The organism is Nonomuraea pusilla (assembly GCF_900109355.1).
Lineage (GTDB): Bacteria > Actinomycetota > Actinomycetes > Streptosporangiales > Streptosporangiaceae > Nonomuraea > Nonomuraea pusilla.
The window spans coordinates 103654-126532 of the sequence record NZ_FOBF01000015.1 but is presented as its reverse complement, the minus strand read 5'-3'; the positions used below and the strand labels follow the sequence as shown (position 1 = coordinate 126532).

The following is a 22879-nucleotide window of genomic DNA, read 5'->3' as shown; positions in this document are numbered from 1 at the left end:
GTCGGGGGCGGTTCGGGATGAGGATCGGGTCCAGTCTGAGCAGGGGAAAGCCCGCTTGGCAAACGCGAACGCACGTTTCACAAAACGCTCTGACCTGCGAGGACATCACGTGGGGAGCGTGGCTGCGCGGAATCGTTTTCCGGGCTCTGAAATGCTCCTTCGGCCCGCCGGCGGGGGAATTTCGGCGCGGCCGGTGACGGGCCGTTCCCGCAGAACTCTCCGTGAGGGTGCGTGAGCGAAGAGAAATCGGTCCCGGCGCCGATGAATAGCGGTAATTCCGCGGCTTGCGGAATTGCGGGAATATCCGCGAGGATCTCCGGCGTGAAACGACTGGGGATGATCGCGGTGCTGCTCGCCGGGCTGTCCGGGGCGGCGTACGCGGGGGCCGGCGCGGCCGGCGCGGACACCGGTCTCGCCGGCGTGGACGTCAGCAACTGGACGGGCGACATAGACTGGGCGGCCGTGGCCTCCGGGGGTGGGAAGTTCGCGTTCGTCCACGCCACCGAGGGCACCGACTACGTCAATCCGCGCTTCTCCTCCCAGTTCGACGGGGCCGTGGGGGCGGGCCTGCTGCGCGGCGCCTACCACCTCGCCCAGCCGCACGAGTCCGACGGCGCGGCGCAGGCGGAGCACTTCCTGCGCAACGGCGGCGCCTGGCTGCGCGACGGGCAGACCCTGCCGGGCGTCCTCGACCTGGAGGACAACCCGTACAAGGACAAGAACGGCAAGAACACCTGCTACGACCTGTCCCCGGAGGACACGGTCGCCTGGATCAAGGGCTTCACGAAGAAGTACCGCCAGGGCACCGGCAGGAACGCGATCATCTACACGACCACGAGCTGGTGGCGCACCTGCACGGGCGACTCCGACGCCTTCTCCGCGCACCCGCTGTGGCTGGCCCGCTGGGGGAGCGAACCGGGCGAGCTCCCCAAGAGCTGGACGTCCCACACGTTCTGGCAGTCGGCGGAGAAGGGCCCCCTGGTGGGCGGCGGGAACAGCTTCAACGGCTCCGAGTCGCAGCTCAAGGAGCTGGCCAACCCTCCGGCCGAGGTCACGGTCGCGGGCGCGGCCAGGAGCAGGACGACCTACCGCGTCACGGTCTCCAACACCGGGCCGCACCCGGTCACGGACGTCACGGTCTCGGGCCGGGCGTTCGGCGGCCAGCGGGTGGTCAGGGCTCCGGGCTGCACGTTCAGCGGCACGGCCGTCCGGTGCAGGATCGGCGAGCTGCCGCGCGGCAGGAAGGTCACGTTCACGTTCACCACGAAGCCGAAGGGCAAGGGCGCCGTGGGCATGCGTTTCACGGTTGGCTCGGTGAAACTGACTCTTAAAGCGTGATAAAGCGCAGTAAGGCAGGATCAGTTCCGGCATTCCCGTGAACGAGGGAGCAACCGGGGCCATGAGGGTGAAGCGGTGGCCGGTCGGGGTGGCGGTGCTGGTCCTGCTGGCCGCCGCGGCGTCCGCGCCCATCACGTATCTGCAGCCGCGGATCGTCCGCATCTCGTACGAGATCGAGCGGCTCGGCGTCGTCTACTCGTGGGGCGGCGGCCACGCCGAGGACCCCGGACCGTCCAAGGGCACCTGCGCCGGCTACCGGGGCCGCATCACGCCCTGCCCGGCCGCCGACACCCGGGGCCTCGACTGCTCGGGCCTCACGCGCTGGGTCTACGCCCTCGCGCACGGCCGCGACGTCCTGGGGCCAGGCAACACCGACGACCACGTACGGCGGCTGCGCAGGGTGGACCGGGCGCTCCCCGGCGACCTGGTTTTCTTCGGAAAAATCACAAAAGAAGCTATCAAAACTCACCATGTAGGCATCTATCTCGGCGGCGGCAGGATGATGAACGCGCCCGAGACCGGCGCCCTGGTGCGCATTGACGATATCCGGCGAAAAACCGACTTCGCCGGCTTCTACCGATACTGAAAAGGAGGGTCCATGCTCGGCATCCACATCCTTGGACCGCTCCACGCGGTGATGGACGGCACGCCCGTGGACCTCGGGTCGGCCCGGCAGCGGTCCGTCCTCGCCCGGCTGGTCGCCGCCGGCGGCCAGGTCGTGTCCACCGACCGGTTCATCGAGGACCTCTGGCAGGGGCAGCCGCCGCCCAAGGCCCTGGCCGCGCTCCAGGTGTACGTCTCCAACCTGCGCCGCGCCCTCGAACCCGGCCGCCCGCCCCGCGCGCCCGCCACCGTGCTCGTCAGCGCCCCGCCCGGCTACCGCCTGCGCCTGCCCGACGACGCCGTGGACGCCTGGCGGCTGCCCCGCCTGATCGACACGGCGGGCGCCGCGCTCAAGCGCCGCGAAGGCGCCGCCGCGCACGCCCTGCTCAACGAGGCGCTCGGCCTGTGGAGCGGGCCCGCCTACGCCGGGTTCTCCGGCCCCTGGGCCGCCGACGAGGCCGCCAGGCTGGCCGAACTCCAGCTCATCGCCGTCGAGTACCGGGCCGAGGCCGCGCTCCTGCTGGGACGCCACGCCGAGGCCGTACCCGAGCTGCGCCGCCACGCCAACGCCCACCCGCTGCGCGAGAACGCCGTCCGTCTGCTGGCCCTCGCCCTCTACCGTACGGGCAGCCAGGCGGCGGCGCTCGGCGTGCTGCGCAAGGCCCGCGAGAACCTCGCCCGCGAGCTGGGCGTCGATCCAGGGCCCGCGCTGCGCGCCCTCGAACAGGACATCCTGCGCCAGTCCGCCTCCCTGCAGGCGCCCGAGGTCACCGAGCCCCCGCAGGCGCCCGACGCCGCCGCGCCGCCGCAGGCGCCCGAGGTCGCCGAGCCCGCCCCCGTACGGACCGCACCCCCGCGCGAACCCCGGATCCTCGGACGCGCCCGGGAGCTGGCGCTGCTGCTGGAGGAGGCGGAACGCGCCGCCGGCACCACCGTGTGGCTGGGCGGCGAGCCGGGCGCCGGCAAGAGCGCCCTCGCGGAGGCGTTCGCCGCCGACCTGGCCGCGCGCGGCTGGCGCGTCGCGTTCGGACGCTGCCCGGAGATCGACGGCGACGCGCCGCCCGCCTGGGCCTGGAGCGAGATCCTCCGCCACCTGACCACCACCGAGCCGTCCGGGACCGAGCCGCCCGTGACCGAGCCGCCCGGGGCCCAGTGCTCCGTGACCGAGCCGTCCGCCGCCGAGCCGCCCGCCGGCCTGGGCCGGTTGGCGCCCCTGCTGCGCGACGGCACGCCGATCCCCAGCCAGTTCCAGCTCGCGAGGGCCCTCGCCGACTACCTCACCGGCTACGTCGCCGGACCCGGCGGCGGTCCCGGCGGCGGAACCGGCGCTGCGGGCGGGCCGCTGCTCGTCGTCCTGGAGGACGTGCACCGCGCCGACGGCGAGACCCTGCACCTGCTGCGGCACCTGCCGCGCGCCGAACGGCTCCTCGTGGTCGCCACCCACCGCCCCGCCGAGGCCACCGAGGAGCTGCGCGCCACCGTCGCCGCCCTCGCCGGCTCAAGCCGCCACCTGGAGCTGGGCGGCCTCGACGAGGAGGCCGTCGCCGCGCTGCTGCGCCGCCACGCCGGGCACGACGTGGACGACGCCACCGTCCGCACCGTCCTCGATCGCACCCTGGGCAACCCGCTGTTCGTCAGCGAGATCGCGAGGCTCCTCGCCTCCGAGGGCCCGGCAGCGGCGGGCACGCTGCCGCCCGGTGTGCGCGACACCATCCGCCGCAGGATCACCAGGCTGCCCGCCACCGCCCAGACCGTGCTGCGCAACGCCGCCGTCGTCGGCAGGGACGCCCGCGTGGACGTCCTCGTCGCCCTGCACGACGGCGACGAGGACACCGTGCTCGACGGCCTGGAGGCGGGCGTCGTGACCGGGCTGCTCACCGAGCCGGGACCCGGCCGCGTGCGCTTCACGCACGTCCTCGTCAGGCAGGCGCTCTACGAGGAGACCCCGCGCATCCGCCGCACCCGCCTGCACGGCCGCGTCCTCGCCGCGCTGGAGCGGCTGCGTCCCGGCGACGTGGCCGCGCTGGCCCGCCACGCGCTGGAGGCCGCCGCGCCGAGCGCCGTCAGGTACGCGAGCGCCGCCGCGGCGCAGGCCACCGGGCTGCACGCCCACAGGGAGGCGGCCGCGCTCCTGCGGGCCGCCCTGGAGCACGCCGCCGACGACGAGACCCGGCTCGACCTGCTGTGCGGCCTGGTGTCCGCGCTCGGCCACGCGGGCGACGTCGCGGGCGCGCTCGCCGTCAGGGAGGAGGCCGTGCGGACCGGGTTGCGCACCTCACGCACCGCCAGGGAGGAGGCCGCGCGGACCGGGTTGCGCACCTCACGCACCGCCAGGGCGCTCACCTCGTACGACGCCCCCGTCACCTGGACGATCCAGCCCGACACGCGCTACGACGCGCCGTTCGTGGCGGCCGTGGAGGCGGAGCTCGCCGCCGGCCACGACGACGCCACCCGCTGCCGCCTGCTGGCCGCGCTCGTGTTCGCGCTGGAGGGCCACGACGACGAGCGGGTCGCCGCCGCGGGCACCGAGGCCGTGGCCGTCGCGCGCCGCCTCGGCCGTCCCGACCTGCTCTGCCTGGCGCTCAACGCCCGCTACTTCACGGTGCTCGCGCCGCACCGCAGGGACGAGCTGGACGCCATCGGCGCGGAGCTCCTGGAGCTCGGCACGGCGCACCGGCTGGTCGGCTACCTCACGCTGGGCCACCTGTGCCGCCTCATGGCCGCGCTCGGCCGAGGCGACCTGGCCGCCGCCCAGCGCCACGCCGACCTCGGCGTCGAGATGTCCACCAGTGGGCAGCTCGGGCAGGCGCTGGTGGTGCTGACGCTGTTCGGCGCGCTGCGCCGGCTCGTCGAGGGCGACTTCGACGGCGCCGAGGACACGTACACGAGGCTGCTGGACGAGATGGGCGAGCACGGCGGCGTCAACGCGCAGGGGATGGCGGCGCTGGCCAGGTTCACGGTGCGCCTGGCCCGCGGCGACGCCCACCGCTCGCTCGCCGAGCTGGCCGGGGTCCATGGGCGGCTCGGCAACAACGGCACCTCCGAGCTGTACGCGGCGGCGCTCGCCGCCACCGGCGACCTGGAGGGGGCCAGGCGCGTCTGGCGTCCAGACGCCGTCCTGCCACTCGACTACTACTGGCTGCTCTGGCAGACGATGCGCGGCGGGACCGCGGTGCTCCTGGGCGACCGCGCCGTGGCCGGGCGCACGTACGAGAACCTCCTGCCCTGGGACGGCGAGATGGGCGGCATGCACTGCGGATCGGTCACGCTCGGGCCGGTCGCGCTGGTGCTGGGCGACCTCGCGCGGTTGCTCGGCCGCGACCCTTCCGCGCACTACGCGCAGGCGGTGCGGGTGGCCGAGCTGGTCGGCTCGCCGCACTGGGCGCGGACCGCCCGCGCCAGGCTCGCGGCCGCCGGGCGGTCCGGGGCGTCTACAGGTCGCCGAAGATGAGCTTCTGGCGGCGGCGGTGCCCCGGGCCCATGAGCGCCAGCATCACCGTCAGCACAGGGCCGGCCATCCTGCGCAGCGCCGCCAGCTCCTCGGGCAGCGCGTACTGGCCGATCCTCGGCAGGTCGAAGCTCGCCTGGCCGCCCTTGCGCACCTCGGTCTCGACCCGCTCCCACTCCTCCTCCGGGACGTACTTCTCGATCACTGGGAAGAGCAGCCGCTCCTCCTCCTCGATGTGCTCGTCGAGCAGGTCGGCGAGCGTGGCGAGCGACGCCGCCATCCGCCTGACCGCCGAGGGCGAGCCGGGCAGCTCGGCCGCCGCCGCGGTGATCTCCTCCAGCAGCGGGTCGAGCGCCTTGTGGTCGTCCGTCAGGTCGCTGAGGTCCACCTCCGCGCCCGCCGAACGCACGATCACCGGCCACAGGACGTCGTCCTCAGCCTGATGATGGTGGTGGATGCCCGCGCAGTGCTTGGTGGCGAACTCGCCGATCGCCCGCAGCCGCGCCGCGTCGGCCCGCTGCCCGCCCCTGGCGAGCGCGCCCGTCACCGCCGCCAGCCGGCGGCTGTCGCCGCGCATCATGCGGTGCGCGATGCGAAATCCGAGCAGGTTCGGCGCCATGACTCCTCCTTCGTTCCGGTACGCCACCAGGGTCCGCCGCGCCGCTTGGACGCCTCTTGGCGGCGACTTGGCGGCGCGTGACCTGTGTGACCCCCGGAAATTGAGAGACCGGGAGGCTAAGGTGTGCCGCTATGGAAAGGCGTTGGGTGGGCGTCGAGGGATACGAGGTCCTGGGCCTCGTCCGGGCGGGGCGTCAGGTGCTCCGCGTCCGCAGGTTCGGTGAGGTCGTGGCCGACTGCACGTCGGTCGCGCAGGTCGCGGCCCTCGTCGACCTGGCCGATCTCTGCGAGGTCGTCGAGTTCCCCGCAGGCCGCGCCACGGCGGGCGCGGCGGCGGCCGGAACGAGTTCGCATCATGGCTGAGTGCCGTGTATGGTTACACCTGTCCGCAGCGAGCGGCAGGCCCCTATAGCTCAGTCGGCAGAGCGTCTCCATGGTAAGGAGAAGGTCAACGGTTCGATTCCGTTTGGGGGCTCTCACTCTGAACAGCCACGACGCCCGGTCCAAGATCTCTTGGAGCCGGGCGTTCGCCGTTGGGTGCGGTGAGCATGCGATGATCTCGCACGGTGGCCGGGCGCCGCGGCCCTGCGGCGGGCGCCCTCTTGGAATCGGCGGCCCGCCGGCCGCACCGGAGCGGTGCCACTGACCGTCCCGGCCGATCTGGTCGATCAGGCGGCGGCGGTGGCCGTCGGCGTCAGGCGGAACGCCACCTTGGTCGATCCGGCGGGGAGGACGTCGTCGCCCTCCAGGCCCCAGGTGACGACGACCGTGCGGGGCCGGTCGACCTCGACGAACTCGCCCCGGATCAGGTTCCCGTCGATGTCCACGGCGAACACGCCGCCCGGCCAGGTCCGCCGGCGCCTGCTCGTACCTCTCCAGCCCGCGGCGAGCACTGCACGCGGGCGGCGTCGCACGGCCGGTCGCTGCGACCGTCGCGGCTACGCCGGTGGTGCGTCATGGGGGCGCATCGGTTGGTGCAAGTCTCGTCGGCGTGTCCGCGACGTCGGCGCGGGCGGCGCTATGAAGTTGGCCATGGCGATTGTCGGGTGGGTGCGGGCCGACCCGTGGCGGGCGCTGCTGGCGCTGGTGGCGGCCTGCTACGCGGTCGTCCAGTTGGTCGCGGTCGGCCCCGGGATGGGGCTCGGCTGGGACGAGGTGGTCTACGTCAGCCAGGTCGATCCGCGGGTGCCCGCGACCGACTTCATCGCGCCGCGCGCCAGGGGCATCACCCTGCTGGTCGCGCCCGTGGTGCTGCTGACGGCCTCGACGGAGGCGCTGCGCGTCTATCTGAGCCTGGCGTCGGCCCTGGCGCTGTACGGGGCGTTCCTGGTCTGGCTGCGGGTGCGTCCCGGGCCGGTGGCGCCCGTGGCGGCGCTGCTGTTCGCGTCGCTGTGGCTGTCGCTGTTCTACGGCGGCGAGGCCATGCCGAACCTGTGGGTGGCGTTCGGCGCGGTGGCCGCCGCCGGGTTCCTTCTGCGCTGCCTGCGGCCGGGCGGCGCCGTCGTGCCCGGACGCGGCCCGCTGGTCGGGCTGGCGCTGTGCGTGGCCGCGGTGGCGCTGCTGCGGCCCCCGGACAGCCTGTGGCTCGTGCTCGGCCTCACGCCCGCGCTCGGCTGGGCGGCACTGCGGCGGGCGGCACTGCGGGCGGCACTGCGGCCGGCCGTCGCGCTGGCCGCCGGTCTCGCCGCCGGGTGGGCCGAGTGGGTCGTCGAGGCGTACGTACGGTTCGGGGGCCTGGCCGCCCGCTGGCGGGACGCCGAGGCGGCCAACGAGACCGGGCTGCACTTCTCGCTGTACGAGCACGCCAGGGCGCTGAACGGCCCGCTCCTGTGCCGCCCGCCCGCCGACTGCGGTTCCGCCCTGCCGCCGTGGGTGGCGTGGTGGAGCGCGATCCCGGTGCTCGTCCTGCTCGGCCTGCACGCCGCCCGGCGCCGGGGGCGGCCGGCGGAGGGCCTGGTGCCGGCCGTGGCGGGGCTGTCGATGGCCGCGCCGTACGTCTTCCTGGTCGGGTACGCGGCGCCCAGGTTCCTGCTTCCCGCGTACGCGCTGCTGGCCCTGCCCGTCGCGCACGCAGCGGCCGGGCTGCTCGCGAAGGCGCGGGGCGGGACCCGCCGGGTGGGGGCGGCGCGCGTGGCGGGCGTCGCCGTCGCCGTCGGGTGCCTGCTCGCGCACCTCGCCCTGCAGGGCGTCACCCTGGACAAGGTGGTCGCTCCCCGCCTGGCGGAACGGGACGCCGACGCGGAGGTCGCGCGGGCGCTGGCGGGCCTCGGGGTGCGCGGCCCCTGCCTGGTGTACGGCGAGCGGGCGGTGATGATCGCCTACCGGGCGGGCTGCGAGGGGCACACGGTGCTGAGCTGGCCGTCGCAGAGCGAGGTGCCGGGCGCGCTGCTCGCCGCCCGGGCCGCGGGCAAGCGCGTGGTCGCCGTGGACCGGGGCGGCGCGGTCCCCGCGCCGTTCCTGCTGTCGTGGGAGCGGCGGCCGCTGGAGGGACGGTGGTTCGCCTACCTGCCCCCGGCGGCCCCGGCGAGGACGACTCCAACGGCTTCCCGCCCGGCGGACGCCCGGCCGCTCGGCCGCCTGACGGCGCCGGCCCCCAGGGCGGGGGCCGGGCGGTCAGGCGGCTGATCAGGGGCGGTCAGCCGGGCGGGAACTGGCCGTTCTTGGCCACGGGCACGCCGAGCTGCCGGGCCGCGGTGAGTGTGGCCTTCTCGGCGGGCAGGCCGGACAGCACCGGGTTGAGGTGCTTCAGCGTCAGCGGCACGGGCGTGATCGCGGGGGCGACCACGTCGAACATGTCCAGGTCGAGCCAGCGCACGAGCTGCGCCACCTCGGAGGGGATGGTGTCGCCGGCCTTGTGCACCGGCACGCAGAGCCTGCGGGCGTTGGTCACCTGCACCGACGCCGTCGGGATCTTGCCGGTCAGCACCGGGTTGAGCTGGGTGAGCGCCAGCTTCCTGTTCATGAGGGTGTTCGGGGTGACGGCGTAGCACTCGAGGTCGATGTGCGAGACGAGCGCCAGCACCTCGTCGGGCGGCACCAGGCCGTTCTTGGCGACGGGGACGCAGAGCTGCTGCGGCGCGCCCAGCGTGACGGACTCGCGCGGCAGGTCCTGGAGCACCGGGTTCAGGTGGCTGAGGACCAGCGGCTTGTTCACGGGGGCTCCGGTGACCCGGTAGCAGGACAGGTCCACGTACTTGACGAACTCGGCGACCCCGTCGGGCGGGATGACCTGGTTCTTGGCCACGGGGACGCACAGCTGCTCGCGGGCGCCCAGGGTCACCGCGTGCGCCGGCAGGTCGCCGAGCACCGGGTTCAGGTGCCTGAGCGTGAGCCCGACGGCGGGCGGCGCGTACGCGTCGGTGGCGAAGCACTCCAGGTCGACGTACGAGGTGAACGCCTTCGGGGTGGGGAGCGCGAGGGCGGACGCGGCCGGCGGGGCGAGGAACGCCATCGCCAGCACGGCCACGACGGCGGACAGCACCCGGCGCGGCGCGCGGCTCCCGCGCGGGCCGCGCCGGGGGCCGGTTCCGGAGGGGTCGCTGCGGATGCGGTCCCTGGGGTCGGGTCTGCTCATGGCTTCTCCTTGGGGGGTGGACGCCTTCCGGCGCCTCGACTGTCCGCCCGCCCGCCGCGCCTGACAAGGTTTCCGACCCCGCTTTTCCGTGGAGGTGATGTCGCCCGCGGGTTTCCTCCCGCCCCATAACCGGCAGGCCGGTTTCGGGCGTCCTACCAGGAGGTTCGCGCCCGTACGAAAGGACGGGCGCTCGGTCGGACGCGTCCCGGCGGGTCAGCCGTTGTCGGGGCGGCGGGGGCGTCTGGTGTCGACGTTGCCGTTCAGGTTCCTGCGGAGGCCGGGTAGTGCTGCGCATCCGCGCGGCGGCCGTCGGCAGCGGCATGCTGCTGCCGCGCGCCGGCGTGCGGACCCTGATACTGGCCGGCTGCGCCTGCTTCCTGGCCGGGTTCGGCCGGCTCTCCCAGGCCGACGCCGGCAGCGCCTACGTCACCGGCGTCCTCGCGCCCACGCTGCTCGTCGCGGCCGGCATCGGGCTGACCTTCCCCACTCTCATGGCCGCGACGACCGCCGACGTCCCCGAGAGCGACGCGGGAACCATCGGCGGCCTCGCCCAGACCGCCGGCCAGGCAGGCGGCTCCGTAGGCCTGGCGGTGCTCGCCGCCGTCGCCAGTGCCACGACCCCGGAGCAGACCGGCGGCGGCTCCCCGGCCGCCGCCCTCGCCGCTGGCTACGACCGGGTCTTCCTCATCGCGGCCGGGCTTGGCCTGGCCATCGCGGCGGTCAGCCTGCTGCTGCCGCGGCACCGGCGCCGCTGACCGCCGGCCACCCCCCGAGCGGCGCCGCGGCGGCTTCGCGAGGACGGCCGGTTCAGCCCTGTTCCAGCCGTTCGGCGTTGGACTCGTAGCCGCCTCCGTCCGGGTAGACCCAGGCCCCCGTGAGGTGGCGGCCGTCGGAGCTGAAGACGCCCTTGAAGTAGGCGGGGGAGCCGCGGTCGCCCGCCCAGATGGTGAGGGTGTCGCCCGCGAGTTCGTAGGTGTAGTCGAGGGTGCTGCCGTCGTCGCCGTAGTAACGGGACTTGATGTCGGCGCTCGGCTCGGCCATCAGCGTCCGTTCCCTGCCGATGATCTCGATGCCGTGCGTGTCGCCCAGGTGGACGTCCTGCTGGAGGAAGAAGTCGTTCAGCCACCGGTAGGTCACGGTCCCTTCGTGCCCTCCGGTGATCTTCCAGGTGCCCACGAGCCTGTCCAGGGCCTGCAGAGCCGGGTCGCTGGTCATCGTCGTCTCCTTCGAGGCGGGAGGTGGTCGTCATGTAGACCGCTGTCACCGCAAGAACTAATCGCTCCGCACCCCGCCGTAAAGCGCCGCCGTCTCCAGCAGGGCCGTGACGGCCGGATGCCAGGGACGGCCGGCGGGCCCCGTCAGCACCAGGCGGCGGCGCACGCGCGGCGCGAGCGGCACGAGGACGCACCCCGCGGGAAGCATGGCGCGGGCCAGCCCCGGCATCACCGAGACCCCGATGCCCGCCCCCACCATGCCGATCACCGTGGCGAGCTCGCGGATGCGGTGACCCGGCCTGAACCGCGCCCCCGCCTGGCGGTAGATCTCCCGGATCTGCCGCTCGCACCCGCCTTCGGAGAGCAGGAACGGGTCGTCGTCCAGGTCGCGTACGTCGATCACGGGCTCGGCGGCCAGCGGATGGTCGTCGCGCAGGAGCGCGTGCATGGAGTCCTCGGCGAGCGGCAGCGCCCCCGGCGGCGCGGCGTCGGGGTCGACGAGGACGGCGGCGTCCACGGTGCCCGATTCCAGCCAGGCGCCCAGCTCGCCGTCCTCGCCCTCGAAGACGCGCACCCGTACGCGGGGGTGCGCCGCCTGCCACTCCCGCAGCAGGCCGGGCAGCAGCCCCTGGCAGACCGTGGACGGCGCGGCCAGGCGGACCGTCCCCGCCGGCGCGCCGCGGCGGCGGGCGGCGACGGCGGCCACGGCGTCGGCCGACGTGACCGCGGCGCGCGCGTGCGGCAGGATCTCCCGCCCCAGCGGGGTCGGCCGTACGTCGCCGCCGCGGTGCAGGACGGGCCCGCCGAGCGCGCGCTCCAGGGCGGCGATGGCGTGCGAGACCGCCGACTGGCTGATGCCCAGCTCCTCGCCCGCCGCCCCGAAGCCGCCCGCCTCGGCGACCGCGACCAGGGCCCTGAGCTGCGCCAGGTTCACCTCGGTGGCCATGAGGGATCCTCATCTCGGCATTCGTGTCACTTGTTGGACTCATGCTGGGGCCGGACGGCACCGTGTGTCCACCGGCCGCTCAGGGCCGGAGCGGACTGAGTGCGGGGCGGTGCTGGGTGGCGCGTGCGCGGTGGTGGCCGGAGTTCGTGACGCTGTCGGCGATCTGGGGAGCCAGTTTCGCGTTCATCAAGATCGGGGTGGACGCCGGCGTCCCTCCCGCCTGGGTGGCGCTGTGGCGCTGCCTGCTGGGCGCGGCGGCGCTGTGGCTGATCGTGGCGGCGCGGCGGGAGCGGGTGCCGCGCGAGGCCCGCGTCTGGGGCCACTCGGCGGTCGTGGCGGTCCTGCTGAACTCCGCGCCCTTCGTGCTCCTCTCGTACGGCGAGACGAAGGTCAGCTCGGTGCTCGCCGGGGTCTGGAACGCGACGACGCCGCTGTTCACGCTGGTCTTCGTGCTGCTGTCGGCGCAGGGCGAGCGGCCCACGCCGCGCCGGCTGGCGGGGCTCGCGCTCGGCTTCGCCGGCGCGCTGACGGTGCTCGGCGTATGGAACGGCCTCAGCGTGGGGGAGCCCGCGGTGCTCGGCGCGTGGGGCGGCCTCGGCGGGGGCGGTCTGGGCGGCAGCCTGGCGTGCCTGGCGGCGACCGCCTGCTACGGCGCCGGGTTCGCCTACACCAGGCGGCACCTGTCGCGGCTGCCGCACAGCAGCACCTCCCTGGCCGCCCTGCAGATCACCTGCGCGGCGGCGGAGCTGGCGCTGTTCGCCCCACTGACGAGCGGCGGGCCCCGCTGGCCCGGCGCGCAGGCGGCCCTCGCCCTGCTGGCGCTGGGCGCGCTGGGCACGGGCGTGGCGTACATCCTGAACCTGCGGATCGTCCGCACGGCGGGCACCGGCGTGGCCTCAGCCGTCACCTACGTGACTCCGCTGTGGTCCACGGCGCTGGGCGCCCTGCTGCTGGCGGAGCCCGTCGGGTGGAACACGGCGGCGGGCGGCGTCCTGGTGATCGCCGCCGTCGCGCTCACCCGCTCGGCCCCCGCCCGCGCCGACGCCCCGGCGGCGAGACCCGCATGAGACAGACCCGCCCGCCGGCGCTCATCCGGTGACGTCGTCGTACCAGCGGGGCTCGCTGATCGTCTTCGGGTCGGGGGCCGGCCCCGCGCCGGGACCGGGGACGACGTAGAGGTCGACCGTGTCGGAGCTGCGGGCCCGCGTTCCGCCGACGAGCCAGTCGCCCTCGATCCGCCTCGCCGGGACGCGCTCGTCGGAGAAGCCGCCGCCGGGGTGGCTCCACAGCAGGCGGCGGACGGCGTACTGGTGTATCGCCGGGTGGCAGGCGTCATAGACCGCTTCGAAGCGATCTCGGTGTGTCACAGGGTCTCCTTGGCGGACGGCGCCGGACACCCAGGTCAGTGTCCGGCGGCGGCCGAGGCGTTGCAGCGGGTCGCCTGCCTGGGGAAACAGGTCGCCCGCTGTAGCGTGACGCACGGGGAAGGGGGGTGGGCGCCGGTGCGCGGGCGGTCTCGGCAGACGCTGCTCCTCCTCGGGCTCACCGTCGTCAGCGGCATGGTCGACGCCACCGCCTACCTGGGGCTCGGGCACGTCTTCGTCGTGAACATGACGGGCAACGTCGTCATCCTGGGTCTCGCGCTCGGCGGCGCGGCCGACTTCACGACGGCGGGCTGCCTCGTCGCGCTCGCCGCCTTCACGCTCGGCACGGTGGCCGCCGGGTGGCTGCACGGCCGGCCCCGTCCGCGCAGGGGCGTCACGCTGGCGGCGGAGTCGGCGCTGCTGGCCGCGGCCGCCGCCGTCGCCGCCCGGGAGGGAGGGACGCCGTACCCGGCCGTGGCCGTCCTCGGGCTGGCGATGGGCATGCGGACGGCGAGCGTCAGGCTGGGCGGGGTGTCCGACATCACGACCACGGTCATCACGAGCACGCTCGCCTGGCTCGGCGCGAACCTGTCCGTCGCGGCGGGCGGCGGCGCGGGCCGGCGGCTCGGCGCCGTCGTCCTCCTGCTGGCGGGTGCGGCGACAGGTGCGCTGCTCACCCTGCGCGCGGGTCCCGCCGTCGCGCTGCTGGCCGCCGTCGTGGTGCAGGTCGCCGTCACGCTCGCGTACGTCCTGGTGCCGGGGCGTCCGGCCGGGAGCTGATCGGCGGACGGGCCGGCGATCCGTTGGTACCCTGCCGTGAGCACCCATGCTTCCTCGGGCGGATCAATTGATTTCGTTCGCCGGGGGTTTCTGAGGCATACTGTGTGCACCTGGCCGATCAGGCGAGTTACGAATGTGCTCCCGAGGTCGGGTATCCTCTACGGGGCCGGTTGTTTCCGGCCCAAGGCGGAGTAGCTCAGTCTGGCAGAGCAAACGGCTCATAATCGTTGTGTCGCCGGTTCAAGTCCGGCCTCCGCTACTGCCCAATCCCAGGTCGGCCGACCTGGGTATGGGCGTGTCCATGTCCCGAACGTAGAAAGGCACTCCCAAGTGGCTGCCACCGACGTTAGGCCGAAGATCACGCTGGCCTGCCAGGAGTGCAAGCACCGCAACTACATCACGCGGAAGAACCGGCGCAACGACCCGGATCGGCTTGAGCTGAAGAAGTACTGCCCCAACTGCCGCTGCCACCGCGCGCACCGCGAGACCCGCTAGTCTCCGGGCAGCACTCCGCACCGCACAACCGGCGTCCACGTCTAGGGGCGCCGGTTCGTCGTGTCTGACCCCCCCGGCGTCCGCGTTCCGCGGGCGCCGTTCGTCATGTCCGGCGTCCGGTGTCGGGCGCCTGGCGGGGTGGGGCGGTCCGGCGTCCGCCCCTGTGGGCGGCGGTTGTTCGTGTGGGTGGGCTTGCTCTCGGCTGGGTGGGGCAAAAAGCCGGCCATCACCGGCGACAGCCGAACGTTGTTCTGTTACCGTCTGGCTCAACCGGCGCCCGGTGGTGACATGCGAGGGAGCAGCGATGGCCTTGAACCGTGACTTCGTGGGCAGGAGCTTCCCGCCCAGCGCCCCGTACGAGGTCAGCAGGGTGAAGATCAGGGAGTTCGCGGCCGCGATCGGCGACGCCAACCCGATCTACCGCGACAGGGAGGCCGCCCGCGCGGCCGGTCACCCCGACGTCGTCGCCCCGCCGACGTTCCCGATCGTCTTCAGCCTGCAGAGCGGCGGCGAGGCTCTCATGGACCCCGGCCTGGGCCTGAACCTCGCCATGGTGGTCCACGGCGAGCAGCGCTTCGAGTACGTGCGCCCCGTCCACGCCGGCGACGAGCTGGTGACCACGGCCACGATCACCGACATCCGCAGCGCGGGCAGGAACGAGCTGCTGACCGTGCGCAGCGACGTCACGACGGTGGCGGGCGAGCCCGTCTGCACCACCTACAACACGATCGTCGAGCGCGGAGGGGCGGCCTGAGATGGCGGCCACGGTGAAGTACGACGAGGTGGAGGTCGGGCAGGAGATCCCGGCCGTCGACTACGTCGTCCGCAGGCTCAACCTGGTGATGTACGCCGGCGCGTCGGGCGACTTCAACCAGATCCACTGGAACGAGCGCTTCGCCAGGATGGTCGGGCTGCCTGACGTGATCGCGCACGGCATGTACACGATGGCGCAGGCCGGCAGGTTCGTCACCGACTGGGCGGGCGACCCGGGGGCCGTGGTGGACTTCGGGGTGCGGTTCTCGTCGATGGTGGTGGTGCCGGACGACGACCAGGGTGCGACGATCAGGGTCGGCGGCGTGGTGGAGGAGAAGCTGGAGGACAACCGGGTGGTGGTCGGGCTGACGGCGACGTCGGGCGACGCCCGGGTGCTGTCCAAGGCCCGCGCGGTGGTCCGGCTGGCCTGACGGCCGGGCCAGGGATGATAAGGGGCGTCGCTCCCGGGTACCCGTGTCCCTATGACTGAAGCTGAGCGACATGACACGGTCTGGCCCACCGTCCGCTCGATCCCCGTCTCGGCCGTGGCGGAAGAACGGCCGTCCCCCCACCTGCGTCCCGCGCGTCCGGAGAAGGTCGCGGGCACGGTCGGAACCGGGCGCGACACCACGGGAGGCCCAGCAGGAGGCACAGCAGGAGGCACAGGCCCGGCAGAAGGAGCGGCGGCCGGTGTGGGCACGGGCGTGGGCACGGCGGGCGCCAAGCCGGTCGGCGCCCCGCCGCGCGGCGCGGGCGCGCGCGGCAACCCGGCCGCCGAGATGGGCTTCTCCGGCGACCCGGGGCAGCACGGCGTCCCCGACGACGACCTCCTGCACGCCCAGCGCGTGTGGGACGGCACGCTGGCCACGAACCGCCTGGACGACGCCGGCGTCAACACCGAGCGGCAGCGCGTGGAGACGAGGGACGTCACGGTCGGCGTGGGCCTGCTCGCGGACGGCTGGCCGCAGGACGTCGACCGGTGCGTCCGCTCGCTGATCGAGCACACCGAGGCCAGGGTCCTCGCCTTCGACCTGGGCGACGTGGACGGCGCCGGCGGCGTGCTGCGCGAGCTGGCCGCCGCGTACCCCGACAGGCTGGCCGTCTGGCACGTCGCCGAGCCGCCGCACTGGCGGGGCGGGACGGCGACGTGGGGCGAGAGCCGCGCCAAGCTGCTGCGGCTCGACTCCTCCGAGGTGCACGTGCTGATGGAGACGTCGCTGGAGCTGGTGGGCGACGCGCTGACGCCGCTGGTCGCCGCCGTCGTGGAGGGCGCGGTGGCGGCCGGGTGGCGGGGCGTGGAGCCGGAGGGCGAGGCGGCCTGGCGCGAGGCCGGTCCGGGGCGGGTACGGGCGCTGCTCGGCGATCTGATGGCGGTGCGCAGGTCGGCGGCGATCGGCGCCGTGCCCGAGGACGCCAACTACGGGCGCAACGCCGACCTGGAGCTGTCGCTGGGGCTGCACGGCGAGCTGGTCGTGCCGGTGGGTCCGCTGCCGGTGCGGGAGATCCGCCCGCACGAGGTCGCGGCCGGTTACCGGGAACGGGAGGGCCGCAGGAACTACGACGGGGTGCTGAGGCTGCTGCGCGCCTCCTAAGCTTGGTGCCCATGCAGATGCTCGCCCCGTACACCACGCTCGGCCTGGGCGGTCCCGCCCGCGACTTCGCCGAGGCCACCACGTCGGAGGAGCTCGTGGCCCTCGTGGCGCGGGCCGACGCCGAGGGCGTCCCCGTCCTGGTGCTGGGCGGCGGCAGCAACCTCGTGGTGTCCGACGCGGGGTTCGACGGGCTGGTGGTCAGGGTCGCCACCGAGGGCGTGTCGGTGTCGCGCGACGGCGACCAGGCGCTGGTCACCGCCGAGGCGGGGGAGGACTGGGACGTCCTGGTGACGCGGGCGGTGACCGAGGGCTGGTCGGGCCTCGAATGCATGTCGGGCGTGCCCGGCCTGGTCGGGTCGACGCCCATCCAGAACGTGGGGGCGTACGGGCAGGAGGTGGCGCAGACGGTCAGGTGCGTGCGCGTCTACGACCGGCGTACGCGGCAGGTGGCCGACCTGGAGGCGCGGCAGTGCGGTTTCGCCTACCGCGACAGCGCGTTCAAGCGCGACCCCGGGCGGCACGTCGTGCTGTCGGTGACGTACGCGCTGGACGTCTCCGCGCTGTCGGGGCCGGTGGCGTACAAGGAGCTGGCGGGGCGGCTGGGCGTTTCGCAGGGCGACCGGGTGCCGCTCGCCCTGGCCAGGCAGGCCGTGCTGGAGCTGCGGCGCGGCAAGGGCATGGTGCTCGACGCGGCCGACCCCGACACCCGCAGCGCCGGGTCGTTCTTCACCAACCCCGTGATCAGCGCCGAGGAGGCGGAGGCGCTGGCGGTGCGCGCCCCCGGCCACCCGCGCTGGGACATGCCGGGCGGGCGGGTCAAGGTCCCCGCGGCGTGGCTGATCGAGCAGGCGGGCTTCCCCAAGGGCTACGAGCGCGGCCCGGTGCGCATCTCCACCAAGCACACGCTGGCCCTCACCAACCCGGGCGGCGCCGCCTCCACGGCCGACCTGCTGGCGCTGGCCAGGGAGGTGCGCGACGGGGTGCGCGAGAAGTTCGGCGTGACGCTGGTGAACGAGCCGGTCATGGTGGGCTGCGCCCTGGAGGGGTAGCGGCGGGGGAATGGAACAGCCGTTCGCGGCTGTTAGAGTGTGTCGGAAACACCCGAAGGGGAGTAGTCCCTAATCGCGTGATCGACATGCTGGCGCGGCTTCGCGCCCGGTCACGCGGGCCCGCGAGGGCGGACGAGACCTTCGGCCTGGCAGTCATGCGACAAGTCGCTGCCGGGCCGAAGCCGTGCCCGCCTCACTCCCCGGGTGCTCGCTCACGGTCCGGCGCGCGGAAGAGGACCGTTGGAAGCGTTCTGGATCAGTCTCGGTGTCATTTTCCTGGCCGAGCTGGGTGACAAGAGCCAGCTCATGGCGATGACGTTCGCGACCCGTTTCAAGATGTGGCCGGTGCTGGCGGGCATCACGATCGCCACGACCGCCGTGCACCTGGGCAGCGTGGCGGTGGGCGGGCTGATCGGCGACGCCCTGCCGACGAAGGTGATCGCGGCGGTGGCCGGTCTGGCGTTCCTCGGGTTCGCCCTGTGGACGCTGCGCGGTGACGAGCTCTCCGAGGAGGAGTCGCTGAAGGCGCAGCGGACCACCAGGAACGCGATCATCGCGGTGACCGTCGCGTTCTTCCTGAGCGAGCTGGGCGACAAGACGATGCTGGCCACGATCACGCTGGCCACCCAGCACGGCTGGTTCGGGACGTGGATCGGCTCGACGGTCGGCATGGTGGCCGCGGACGCCCTGGCGATCGTGGTGGGCCGCATGCTGGGCAGGCACCTGCCGGAGAAGGTCATCCGCTACGGCGCGGCGGCCGCGTTCGCGGTCTTCGGCGTGGCGCTGCTGGCCGAGGCGGTCCTGGCGTCCTGACCGGCCGGTGGCGGCCAGGCGGTCCGGCGTTCTGACGGGCGGTGCCGGGGGGCGGTCAGTGCGAGAGCAGCGACAGCCGGTGTGCGGCGGCGGCCGCCTCGCCCCGGCTGGTCACCCCCAGCTTGGCCAGGATGTTGGAGACGTGCACGCTCACCGTCTTGGCCGAGATGAACAGCTCGGCGGCGATGTCCCTGTTGGTCCGCCCGAGCGTGACGAGCCGCAGCACCTCCAGCTCGCGCGGCGTCAGCAGTTCCTGCGGCTCCTGCTGGTGGTGGGCGCCGCCCACCCGTCGCGACAGCGCCTCGATCTCCTCGATGAGCGGCGTGGCGCGCAGCGCGGTGGCGAGCGGCAGCGCCGCCGTCAGCCGCGTGGCGGCCCCCTCGCGGTCTCCGGAGCGCGCGGCGACGACGGCGGCCCGCAGCAGCGCCTTGGCCTGGTTGTGGGGGCGCTTGAGCCGTTCCCAGCTCGCGGCGGCGGCGTCGAAGTCCCCCGAGTACGACAGCCGGTACGCCTCGGCCACCGGCCCGATGACGGACAGGTCGGCCGCCAGCGCCGCCGCCTGCTCGCGCACCGCCCGCGCCCGTTCCGGCTCGCTCGCCTCGGCCGCGTCGCACACGTTGCGCAGCAGCGCGAGCAGCCGCCAGCCCAGCATCGCCTTGCTCGACTGCGACGGCCGCGCGAGCACCCGCTCGGCGACGGCGAGGGCGGCGTCGGGCTCGCCGCGCAGCTGGTGCCAGCCGATGTGCAGGCGGGCGTTGCTGGTGACGTCCTGGACGAAGTCCTCGGGGCGGTCCTTCAGCACCCCGATCTCCGACAGGATGCCCTCGACGAGCGCCACCTCGCCCCTGGCGAGCGCGATGTCGGCGCGCACCCGCAGCAGGGCGAACTTGGTGCGCAGCGACGGGCCGTGGCTGAGCGCGCCCTCGACGATCTCGATGGCCTCGTCCCAGCGGCCCATGGACTCCAGCGCCTCGGCCCAGTTGTTCTTGATGAACAGGCCGCTGCCGCGCAGCCTGCCGTACTTCTTGGCCAGCTGCCAGCCGTCCTCGGACATGCGCAGGGCGTCGTCGGGGCGGCCCATGTCGATGAGGGCGTCGATGGTGTTGCCGATCGCCCGGGTGATGATGCGGCCCGAGCCCCCCTCCCGGCCGATGCGCAGCGCCTGCTCGTTCGTGGCGATCACCTTGTCCAGCTCGCCCCTGAGGGAGTGGCCGAGCGCCAGGTTCATGAGCAGGTCGCCTTCGAGGCAGCGGTCGCCGAACCGGCGCGCCAGCTCCAGCCCTTCGGCGATGAGCCGTTCGGCCTCGTCGATGTCGCCGCGCAGCATGAGGTGCCGGCTGAGCGGCGTCACGACCTCGGCCCGCACGGGGCCGGGCTCGGGCACGAGGTGCAGGGCGCGGCGCAGCGCCTCCGTCGCGCCCATCTGGCCCTTGGAGATCTTGATGTTGGCCAGGCGGACGACGAGCTGCGCCACCCGGCCGGGCTCGCGGGCCTCGTCCAGCTCGGCGAGCGCCGCCTTGACGAACTTCACGCCCTTGTCGAGCTCGCCGCCCGCGCTCGCGGCCTCCGAGGCGCGCTCCAGCACGGCGGTGTGGTCGGCGCCGATGCGCTCGGCGGCGTCCGGCACCCGGTCCCACAGCATGAGGACGCGTTCCAGCAGCGGCACCGCCTCGGTGTAGGCGAAGGCCATGAACGACTTCTGCGCGGCCTCCCAGGCGGCGACCAGCGCCCACAGGTCGTTGCGCGCGCCGTACCAGTGGTGGGCCAGCTCGACGGCGGCGCGTCCGGGCGGGACGAGCGAGCGGTCCTTGGAGATCTCCTCGGCGTACCTGGCGTGCAGCCGCTGGTACTCGCCGGGCAGCAGCTCGTCGTGGACGGCCTCGCGGATGAGGGAGTGCCTGAAGACGTACGCGCGGTTGTCGGCGATCTGCAGGACGTTGCCGGCGATGGCCGGCCGCAGCGCGGCCTCCAGCTCGTAGTCCGACAGGCCGCTGACGGCGGCGAGCAGGGCGTGGCTGACGCGGGTGCCTCCGGCGGCGGCGACGCGCAGCACCCGCTGGGTGTCCTCGGGCAGCCGGGCGACGGAGTTGAGTATGAGGTCCTGCATCGACTCGGGGAAGCCGCAGTCGTCGCTCTCCAGCAGCGCCTCCACGAACAGCGGGATGCCCTCGCTGCGCTCGTAGACCTTCTGGACCTTGGAGTAGCCGGGGTCGCGGCCGAGGATGCCGGTCATCTGCTGGGCGACCTCGTCCCGCGACAGGCGGGGCAGGTCGAGCCTGAGGACGCCGCCGACGCGGCTCAGCTCGGCGATGACGGGCCGCAGCGGGTGCTGCCGGTGCAGGTCGTCGGAGCGGTACGTCATGACGAGCAGCACCTGCGGAGTCTGCAGGTTGCGGCTGAGGAAGGCGATGAGGTCGCGGCTGGAGCGGTCGGCCCAGTGGATGTCCTCGATGACGAGGACGGTGGGCCGGGCGTCGGCCAGGCGTTCCAGCAGGGAGAGGAACTGCTCGAACAGGCGGGCGCGGCCGGCGTCGGTCTCGCCGTCGCCGCTGGGCTCGCCGAACTCGGGCAGCAGGCGGGCGAGGTCGCGTTCCGCGCCCTCCGGGAGGAGGGCGGCGACCTGGGAGCGGCCCTTCTCCCTGACGAGCTGGCGCAGCGCGGCGGTGAACGGCGCGTACGCGAGGCCCTCGGTGGAGAGCTCGACGCAGCCGCCGGCGAGGACGTGGGCGCCCCGGGCCGCCGCCTGGTCGGCGAAGCGCTGGATGAGCCTGGTCTTGCCGACTCCGGCCTCGCCGCCCACCAGGACGGCCGTCACGGTGCCCTTCCTGGCCTCGTCGAAGCTTTCGAAGAGGGTCGCGAGCTCCTCTTCCCGCCCGACGAAGACGGGACTCACCGAACGTCCCAGCATGTCGTCCAGCATGTCATGCCTCTTCTATTGCTTTCGACGCGTTTGTGGGGTTACGGGGGCACAGAGGCCCGGCCGGAGATGCTCAGGCCGGGCCTTCGTGGGGCGGTCATGAGGAGCGGCGCTTGCCGAAGACCGAGCGGCGCTCGGCCTTGTTGCCGCGCTCCGCCTCGCGGGCGCGCCGGTGCTCGGCGGCGGCGCGGCGCAGCTCGTTCGCGTGACTCTTCATGAGCTCGTACTCGATCTCGGGATTCACGGTGTTTCTCCTGATATTTCGTGCTTCTTGCTGACAGCTTTAAGACTCGCGCTAAGGCCCGCCCCGCCACATCGGGTGGATGCCCTATCTCCGGTCACCGCAGGGCTCCCGCATACCTAGGAGCCGCGTCCCGACTGCCTTAGTCGGCCCGGTTTGGAGGTAGCGGCCCTGGTCGGCGATGCTGTGATGGTGTCAACTCTGACTACTTCGCTCGCGGACGTCGCCTCGTCCGGCGCGACGCTGCGGGCATTCCTGCACGGCCTGCCCGGTGTCGACCGGGTCGGCGCGGACCAGCGGGCGGCGATGCTCGGCACCCGTTCCATCAAGACCACCGCCAAGGCCCACGCCATCGACCTGGCCATCTCCATGGTCGACCTCACGACGCTCGAAGGCGCCGACACCCCCGGCAAGGTGCGCGCGATGTGCGCCAAGGCGGCTCACCCCGGCGACGGCGCGCCCCGCGTGGCCGCCGTCTGCGTCTACCCCGACCTGGTCGCGGTCGCAGCCGAGGCGCTGGCCGGCTCGGGCGTCAAGGTCGCCTCGGTCGCGACCGCGTTCCCCAGCGGGCGCTCCTCGCTGGAGGTGAAGGTGAGCGACACGGCGCTGGCCGTCGCCGCCGGCGCCGACGAGATCGACATGGTGATCGACCGCGGCGCGTTCCTGTCCGGCGACTACACGAAGGTCTACGAGGAGATCGTCGCGGTGAAGGCCGCCTGCGGCGACGCCCACCTGAAGGTGATCCTGGAGACCGGCGAGCTGTCCACCTACGACAACGTGCGCCGCGCGTCCTGGCTGGCGATGCTCGCCGGCGCCGACTTCATCAAGACCTCCACCGGCAAGGTGTCGCCCGCGGCCACCCCCTCCGTCACGCTCGTCATGCTGGAGGCGGTGCGCGACTTCCGCGACCGCACCGGCCGCCAGGTCGGCGTCAAGCCGGCGGGCGGCATCCGCACCACCAAGGACGCCATCAAGAACCTCGTCCTCGTCAACGAGATCGCCGGCGACGAGTGGCTCACGCCCGAGTGGTTCCGCCTGGGCGCGTCCTCCGTGCTGAACGACCTGCTCATGCAGCGCCAGAAGCTCGCCACCGGCCGCTACGCGGGCCCCGACTACTTCACTCTGGACTGAGGC

23 protein-coding genes and 2 tRNA genes are annotated in these 22879 nt (G+C 73.7%); 17 read left to right on the top strand and 8 right to left on the bottom strand.

Annotated features, from left to right (window positions below; all coding sequences use genetic code 11):
- Positions 1–321: 321 nt before the first annotated feature.
- The 3 genes from BMX74_RS27980 to BMX74_RS27970 all read left to right on the top strand — a co-directional run bounded on the left by BMX74_RS27980 (position 322) and on the right by BMX74_RS27970 (position 5392).
- Positions 322–1338: a GH25 family lysozyme gene (locus tag BMX74_RS27980; RefSeq protein WP_218154082.1), complete on the top strand. Its 1017-nt coding sequence runs from the start codon at positions 322–324 to the stop codon at positions 1336–1338.
- Positions 1339–1399: 61 nt separating this feature from the next.
- Entirely contained in the window at positions 1400–1924 is a 525-nt protein-coding gene (locus BMX74_RS27975) for a C40 family peptidase (RefSeq protein WP_091103683.1), read from the top strand.
- Positions 1925–1936: 12 nt separating this feature from the next.
- Positions 1937–5392, top strand: coding sequence for an ATP-binding protein (locus BMX74_RS27970; protein ID WP_091103682.1), 3456 nt, complete (start codon positions 1937–1939; stop codon positions 5390–5392).
- On the opposite strand, the gene BMX74_RS27965 is transcribed toward BMX74_RS27970, so the two are convergent.
- A complete protein-coding gene (locus BMX74_RS27965) occupies positions 5373–6008 on the bottom strand; it encodes a hemerythrin domain-containing protein (RefSeq protein WP_091103680.1) in 636 nt (211 codons plus the stop codon). The genes BMX74_RS27970 and BMX74_RS27965 overlap by 20 nt on opposite strands.
- A gap of 131 nt (positions 6009–6139) precedes the next feature.
- On the opposite strand from BMX74_RS27965, the gene BMX74_RS27960 reads away from it, so the two are divergent.
- Positions 6140–6370 (top strand): hypothetical protein, encoded by a 231-nt coding sequence (locus BMX74_RS27960; RefSeq protein WP_055504832.1) that lies wholly within the window; start codon positions 6140–6142, stop codon positions 6368–6370.
- 39 nt (positions 6371–6409) lie between these two features.
- A tRNA-Thr gene (locus BMX74_RS27955) sits at positions 6410–6482 on the top strand.
- Positions 6483–6675: 193 nt separating this feature from the next.
- Here BMX74_RS27955 and BMX74_RS43310 read toward each other — a convergent pair.
- Positions 6676–6900 (bottom strand): SRPBCC domain-containing protein, encoded by a 225-nt coding sequence (locus tag BMX74_RS43310; protein WP_256257308.1) that lies wholly within the window; start codon positions 6898–6900, stop codon positions 6676–6678.
- A gap of 139 nt (positions 6901–7039) precedes the next feature.
- Here BMX74_RS43310 and BMX74_RS27950 point away from each other — a divergent pair, with 139 nt between their 5' ends.
- Positions 7040–8632: a hypothetical protein gene (locus tag BMX74_RS27950; protein WP_091103678.1), complete on the top strand. Its 1593-nt coding sequence runs from the start codon at positions 7040–7042 to the stop codon at positions 8630–8632.
- Between the two features lie 10 nt (positions 8633–8642).
- Here BMX74_RS27950 and BMX74_RS27945 read toward each other — a convergent pair whose 3' ends face one another.
- Complete coding sequence (locus tag BMX74_RS27945; protein WP_256257298.1) at positions 8643–9581, bottom strand: hypothetical protein; 939 nt, start codon at positions 9579–9581, stop codon at positions 8643–8645.
- 284 nt (positions 9582–9865) lie between these two features.
- Between BMX74_RS27945 and BMX74_RS27940 the strand changes: the two genes are divergently transcribed.
- Positions 9866–10336 (top strand): MFS transporter, encoded by a 471-nt coding sequence (locus BMX74_RS27940; RefSeq protein ID WP_177227539.1) that lies wholly within the window; start codon positions 9866–9868, stop codon positions 10334–10336.
- Between the two features lie 52 nt (positions 10337–10388).
- Here BMX74_RS27940 and BMX74_RS27935 read toward each other — a convergent pair whose 3' ends face one another.
- Together BMX74_RS27935 and BMX74_RS27930 are read right to left on the bottom strand one after the other, a co-directional pair.
- A complete protein-coding gene (locus tag BMX74_RS27935; RefSeq protein WP_091103677.1) occupies positions 10389–10796 on the bottom strand; it encodes a hypothetical protein in 408 nt (135 codons plus the stop codon).
- Positions 10797–10853: 57 nt separating this feature from the next.
- On the bottom strand, positions 10854–11741 hold the full coding sequence (locus BMX74_RS27930) for a LysR family transcriptional regulator (RefSeq protein WP_091103675.1): 888 nt from the start codon (positions 11739–11741) through the stop codon (positions 10854–10856).
- Between the two features lie 116 nt (positions 11742–11857).
- On the opposite strand from BMX74_RS27930, the gene BMX74_RS27925 reads away from it, so the two are divergent.
- Complete coding sequence (locus BMX74_RS27925) at positions 11858–12808, top strand: DMT family transporter (protein WP_256257297.1); 951 nt, start codon at positions 11858–11860, stop codon at positions 12806–12808.
- A gap of 21 nt (positions 12809–12829) precedes the next feature.
- On the opposite strand, the gene BMX74_RS27920 is transcribed toward BMX74_RS27925, so the two are convergent.
- The gene (locus BMX74_RS27920) at positions 12830–13108 is read right to left on the bottom strand and encodes a hypothetical protein (RefSeq protein ID WP_091103672.1); all 279 of its coding nucleotides are present in this window, start codon (positions 13106–13108) and stop codon (positions 12830–12832) included.
- A gap of 135 nt (positions 13109–13243) precedes the next feature.
- On the opposite strand from BMX74_RS27920, the gene BMX74_RS27915 reads away from it, so the two are divergent.
- The 8 genes from BMX74_RS27915 (at position 13244) to BMX74_RS27880 (ending at position 18587) form a co-directional block, all read left to right on the top strand.
- A complete protein-coding gene (locus BMX74_RS27915; RefSeq protein ID WP_063792161.1) occupies positions 13244–13885 on the top strand; it encodes a YoaK family protein in 642 nt (213 codons plus the stop codon).
- A gap of 185 nt (positions 13886–14070) precedes the next feature.
- Positions 14071–14144 (top strand) — tRNA-Met (locus BMX74_RS27910).
- Between the two features lie 71 nt (positions 14145–14215).
- Positions 14216–14380: a 50S ribosomal protein L33 gene (gene rpmG / locus BMX74_RS27905; protein WP_019632658.1), complete on the top strand. Its 165-nt coding sequence runs from the start codon at positions 14216–14218 to the stop codon at positions 14378–14380.
- Positions 14381–14684: 304 nt separating this feature from the next.
- Positions 14685–15134, top strand: coding sequence for a MaoC family dehydratase N-terminal domain-containing protein (locus BMX74_RS27900; RefSeq protein WP_055504839.1), 450 nt, complete (start codon positions 14685–14687; stop codon positions 15132–15134).
- Position 15135: 1 nt separating this feature from the next.
- Positions 15136–15564, top strand: a complete 429-nt coding sequence (locus BMX74_RS27895) for a MaoC family dehydratase (RefSeq protein WP_055504840.1) — start codon at positions 15136–15138, stop codon at positions 15562–15564.
- 261 nt (positions 15565–15825) lie between these two features.
- The gene (locus tag BMX74_RS44375; RefSeq protein ID WP_091103671.1) at positions 15826–16725 is read left to right on the top strand and encodes a hypothetical protein; all 900 of its coding nucleotides are present in this window, start codon (positions 15826–15828) and stop codon (positions 16723–16725) included.
- 11 nt (positions 16726–16736) lie between these two features.
- Entirely contained in the window at positions 16737–17774 is a 1038-nt protein-coding gene (locus BMX74_RS27885) for a UDP-N-acetylmuramate dehydrogenase (protein WP_055505417.1), read from the top strand.
- Positions 17775–18014: 240 nt separating this feature from the next.
- The gene (locus BMX74_RS27880) at positions 18015–18587 is read left to right on the top strand and encodes a TMEM165/GDT1 family protein (protein WP_082535152.1); all 573 of its coding nucleotides are present in this window, start codon (positions 18015–18017) and stop codon (positions 18585–18587) included.
- 55 nt (positions 18588–18642) lie between these two features.
- Here BMX74_RS27880 and BMX74_RS46355 read toward each other — a convergent pair whose 3' ends face one another.
- Together BMX74_RS46355 and BMX74_RS44370 are read right to left on the bottom strand one after the other, a co-directional pair.
- Positions 18643–21507, bottom strand: a complete 2865-nt coding sequence (locus BMX74_RS46355) for an ATP-binding protein (protein ID WP_091103669.1) — start codon at positions 21505–21507, stop codon at positions 18643–18645.
- A 94-nt stretch (positions 21508–21601) separates the two neighbouring features.
- Positions 21602–21748 (bottom strand): hypothetical protein, encoded by a 147-nt coding sequence (locus tag BMX74_RS44370; RefSeq protein WP_176573425.1) that lies wholly within the window; start codon positions 21746–21748, stop codon positions 21602–21604.
- A gap of 186 nt (positions 21749–21934) precedes the next feature.
- On the opposite strand from BMX74_RS44370, the gene deoC reads away from it, so the two are divergent.
- Entirely contained in the window at positions 21935–22876 is a 942-nt protein-coding gene (deoC, locus tag BMX74_RS27870) for a deoxyribose-phosphate aldolase (RefSeq protein WP_055504844.1), read from the top strand.
- The last annotated feature ends 3 nt before the right edge of the window (positions 22877–22879 follow it).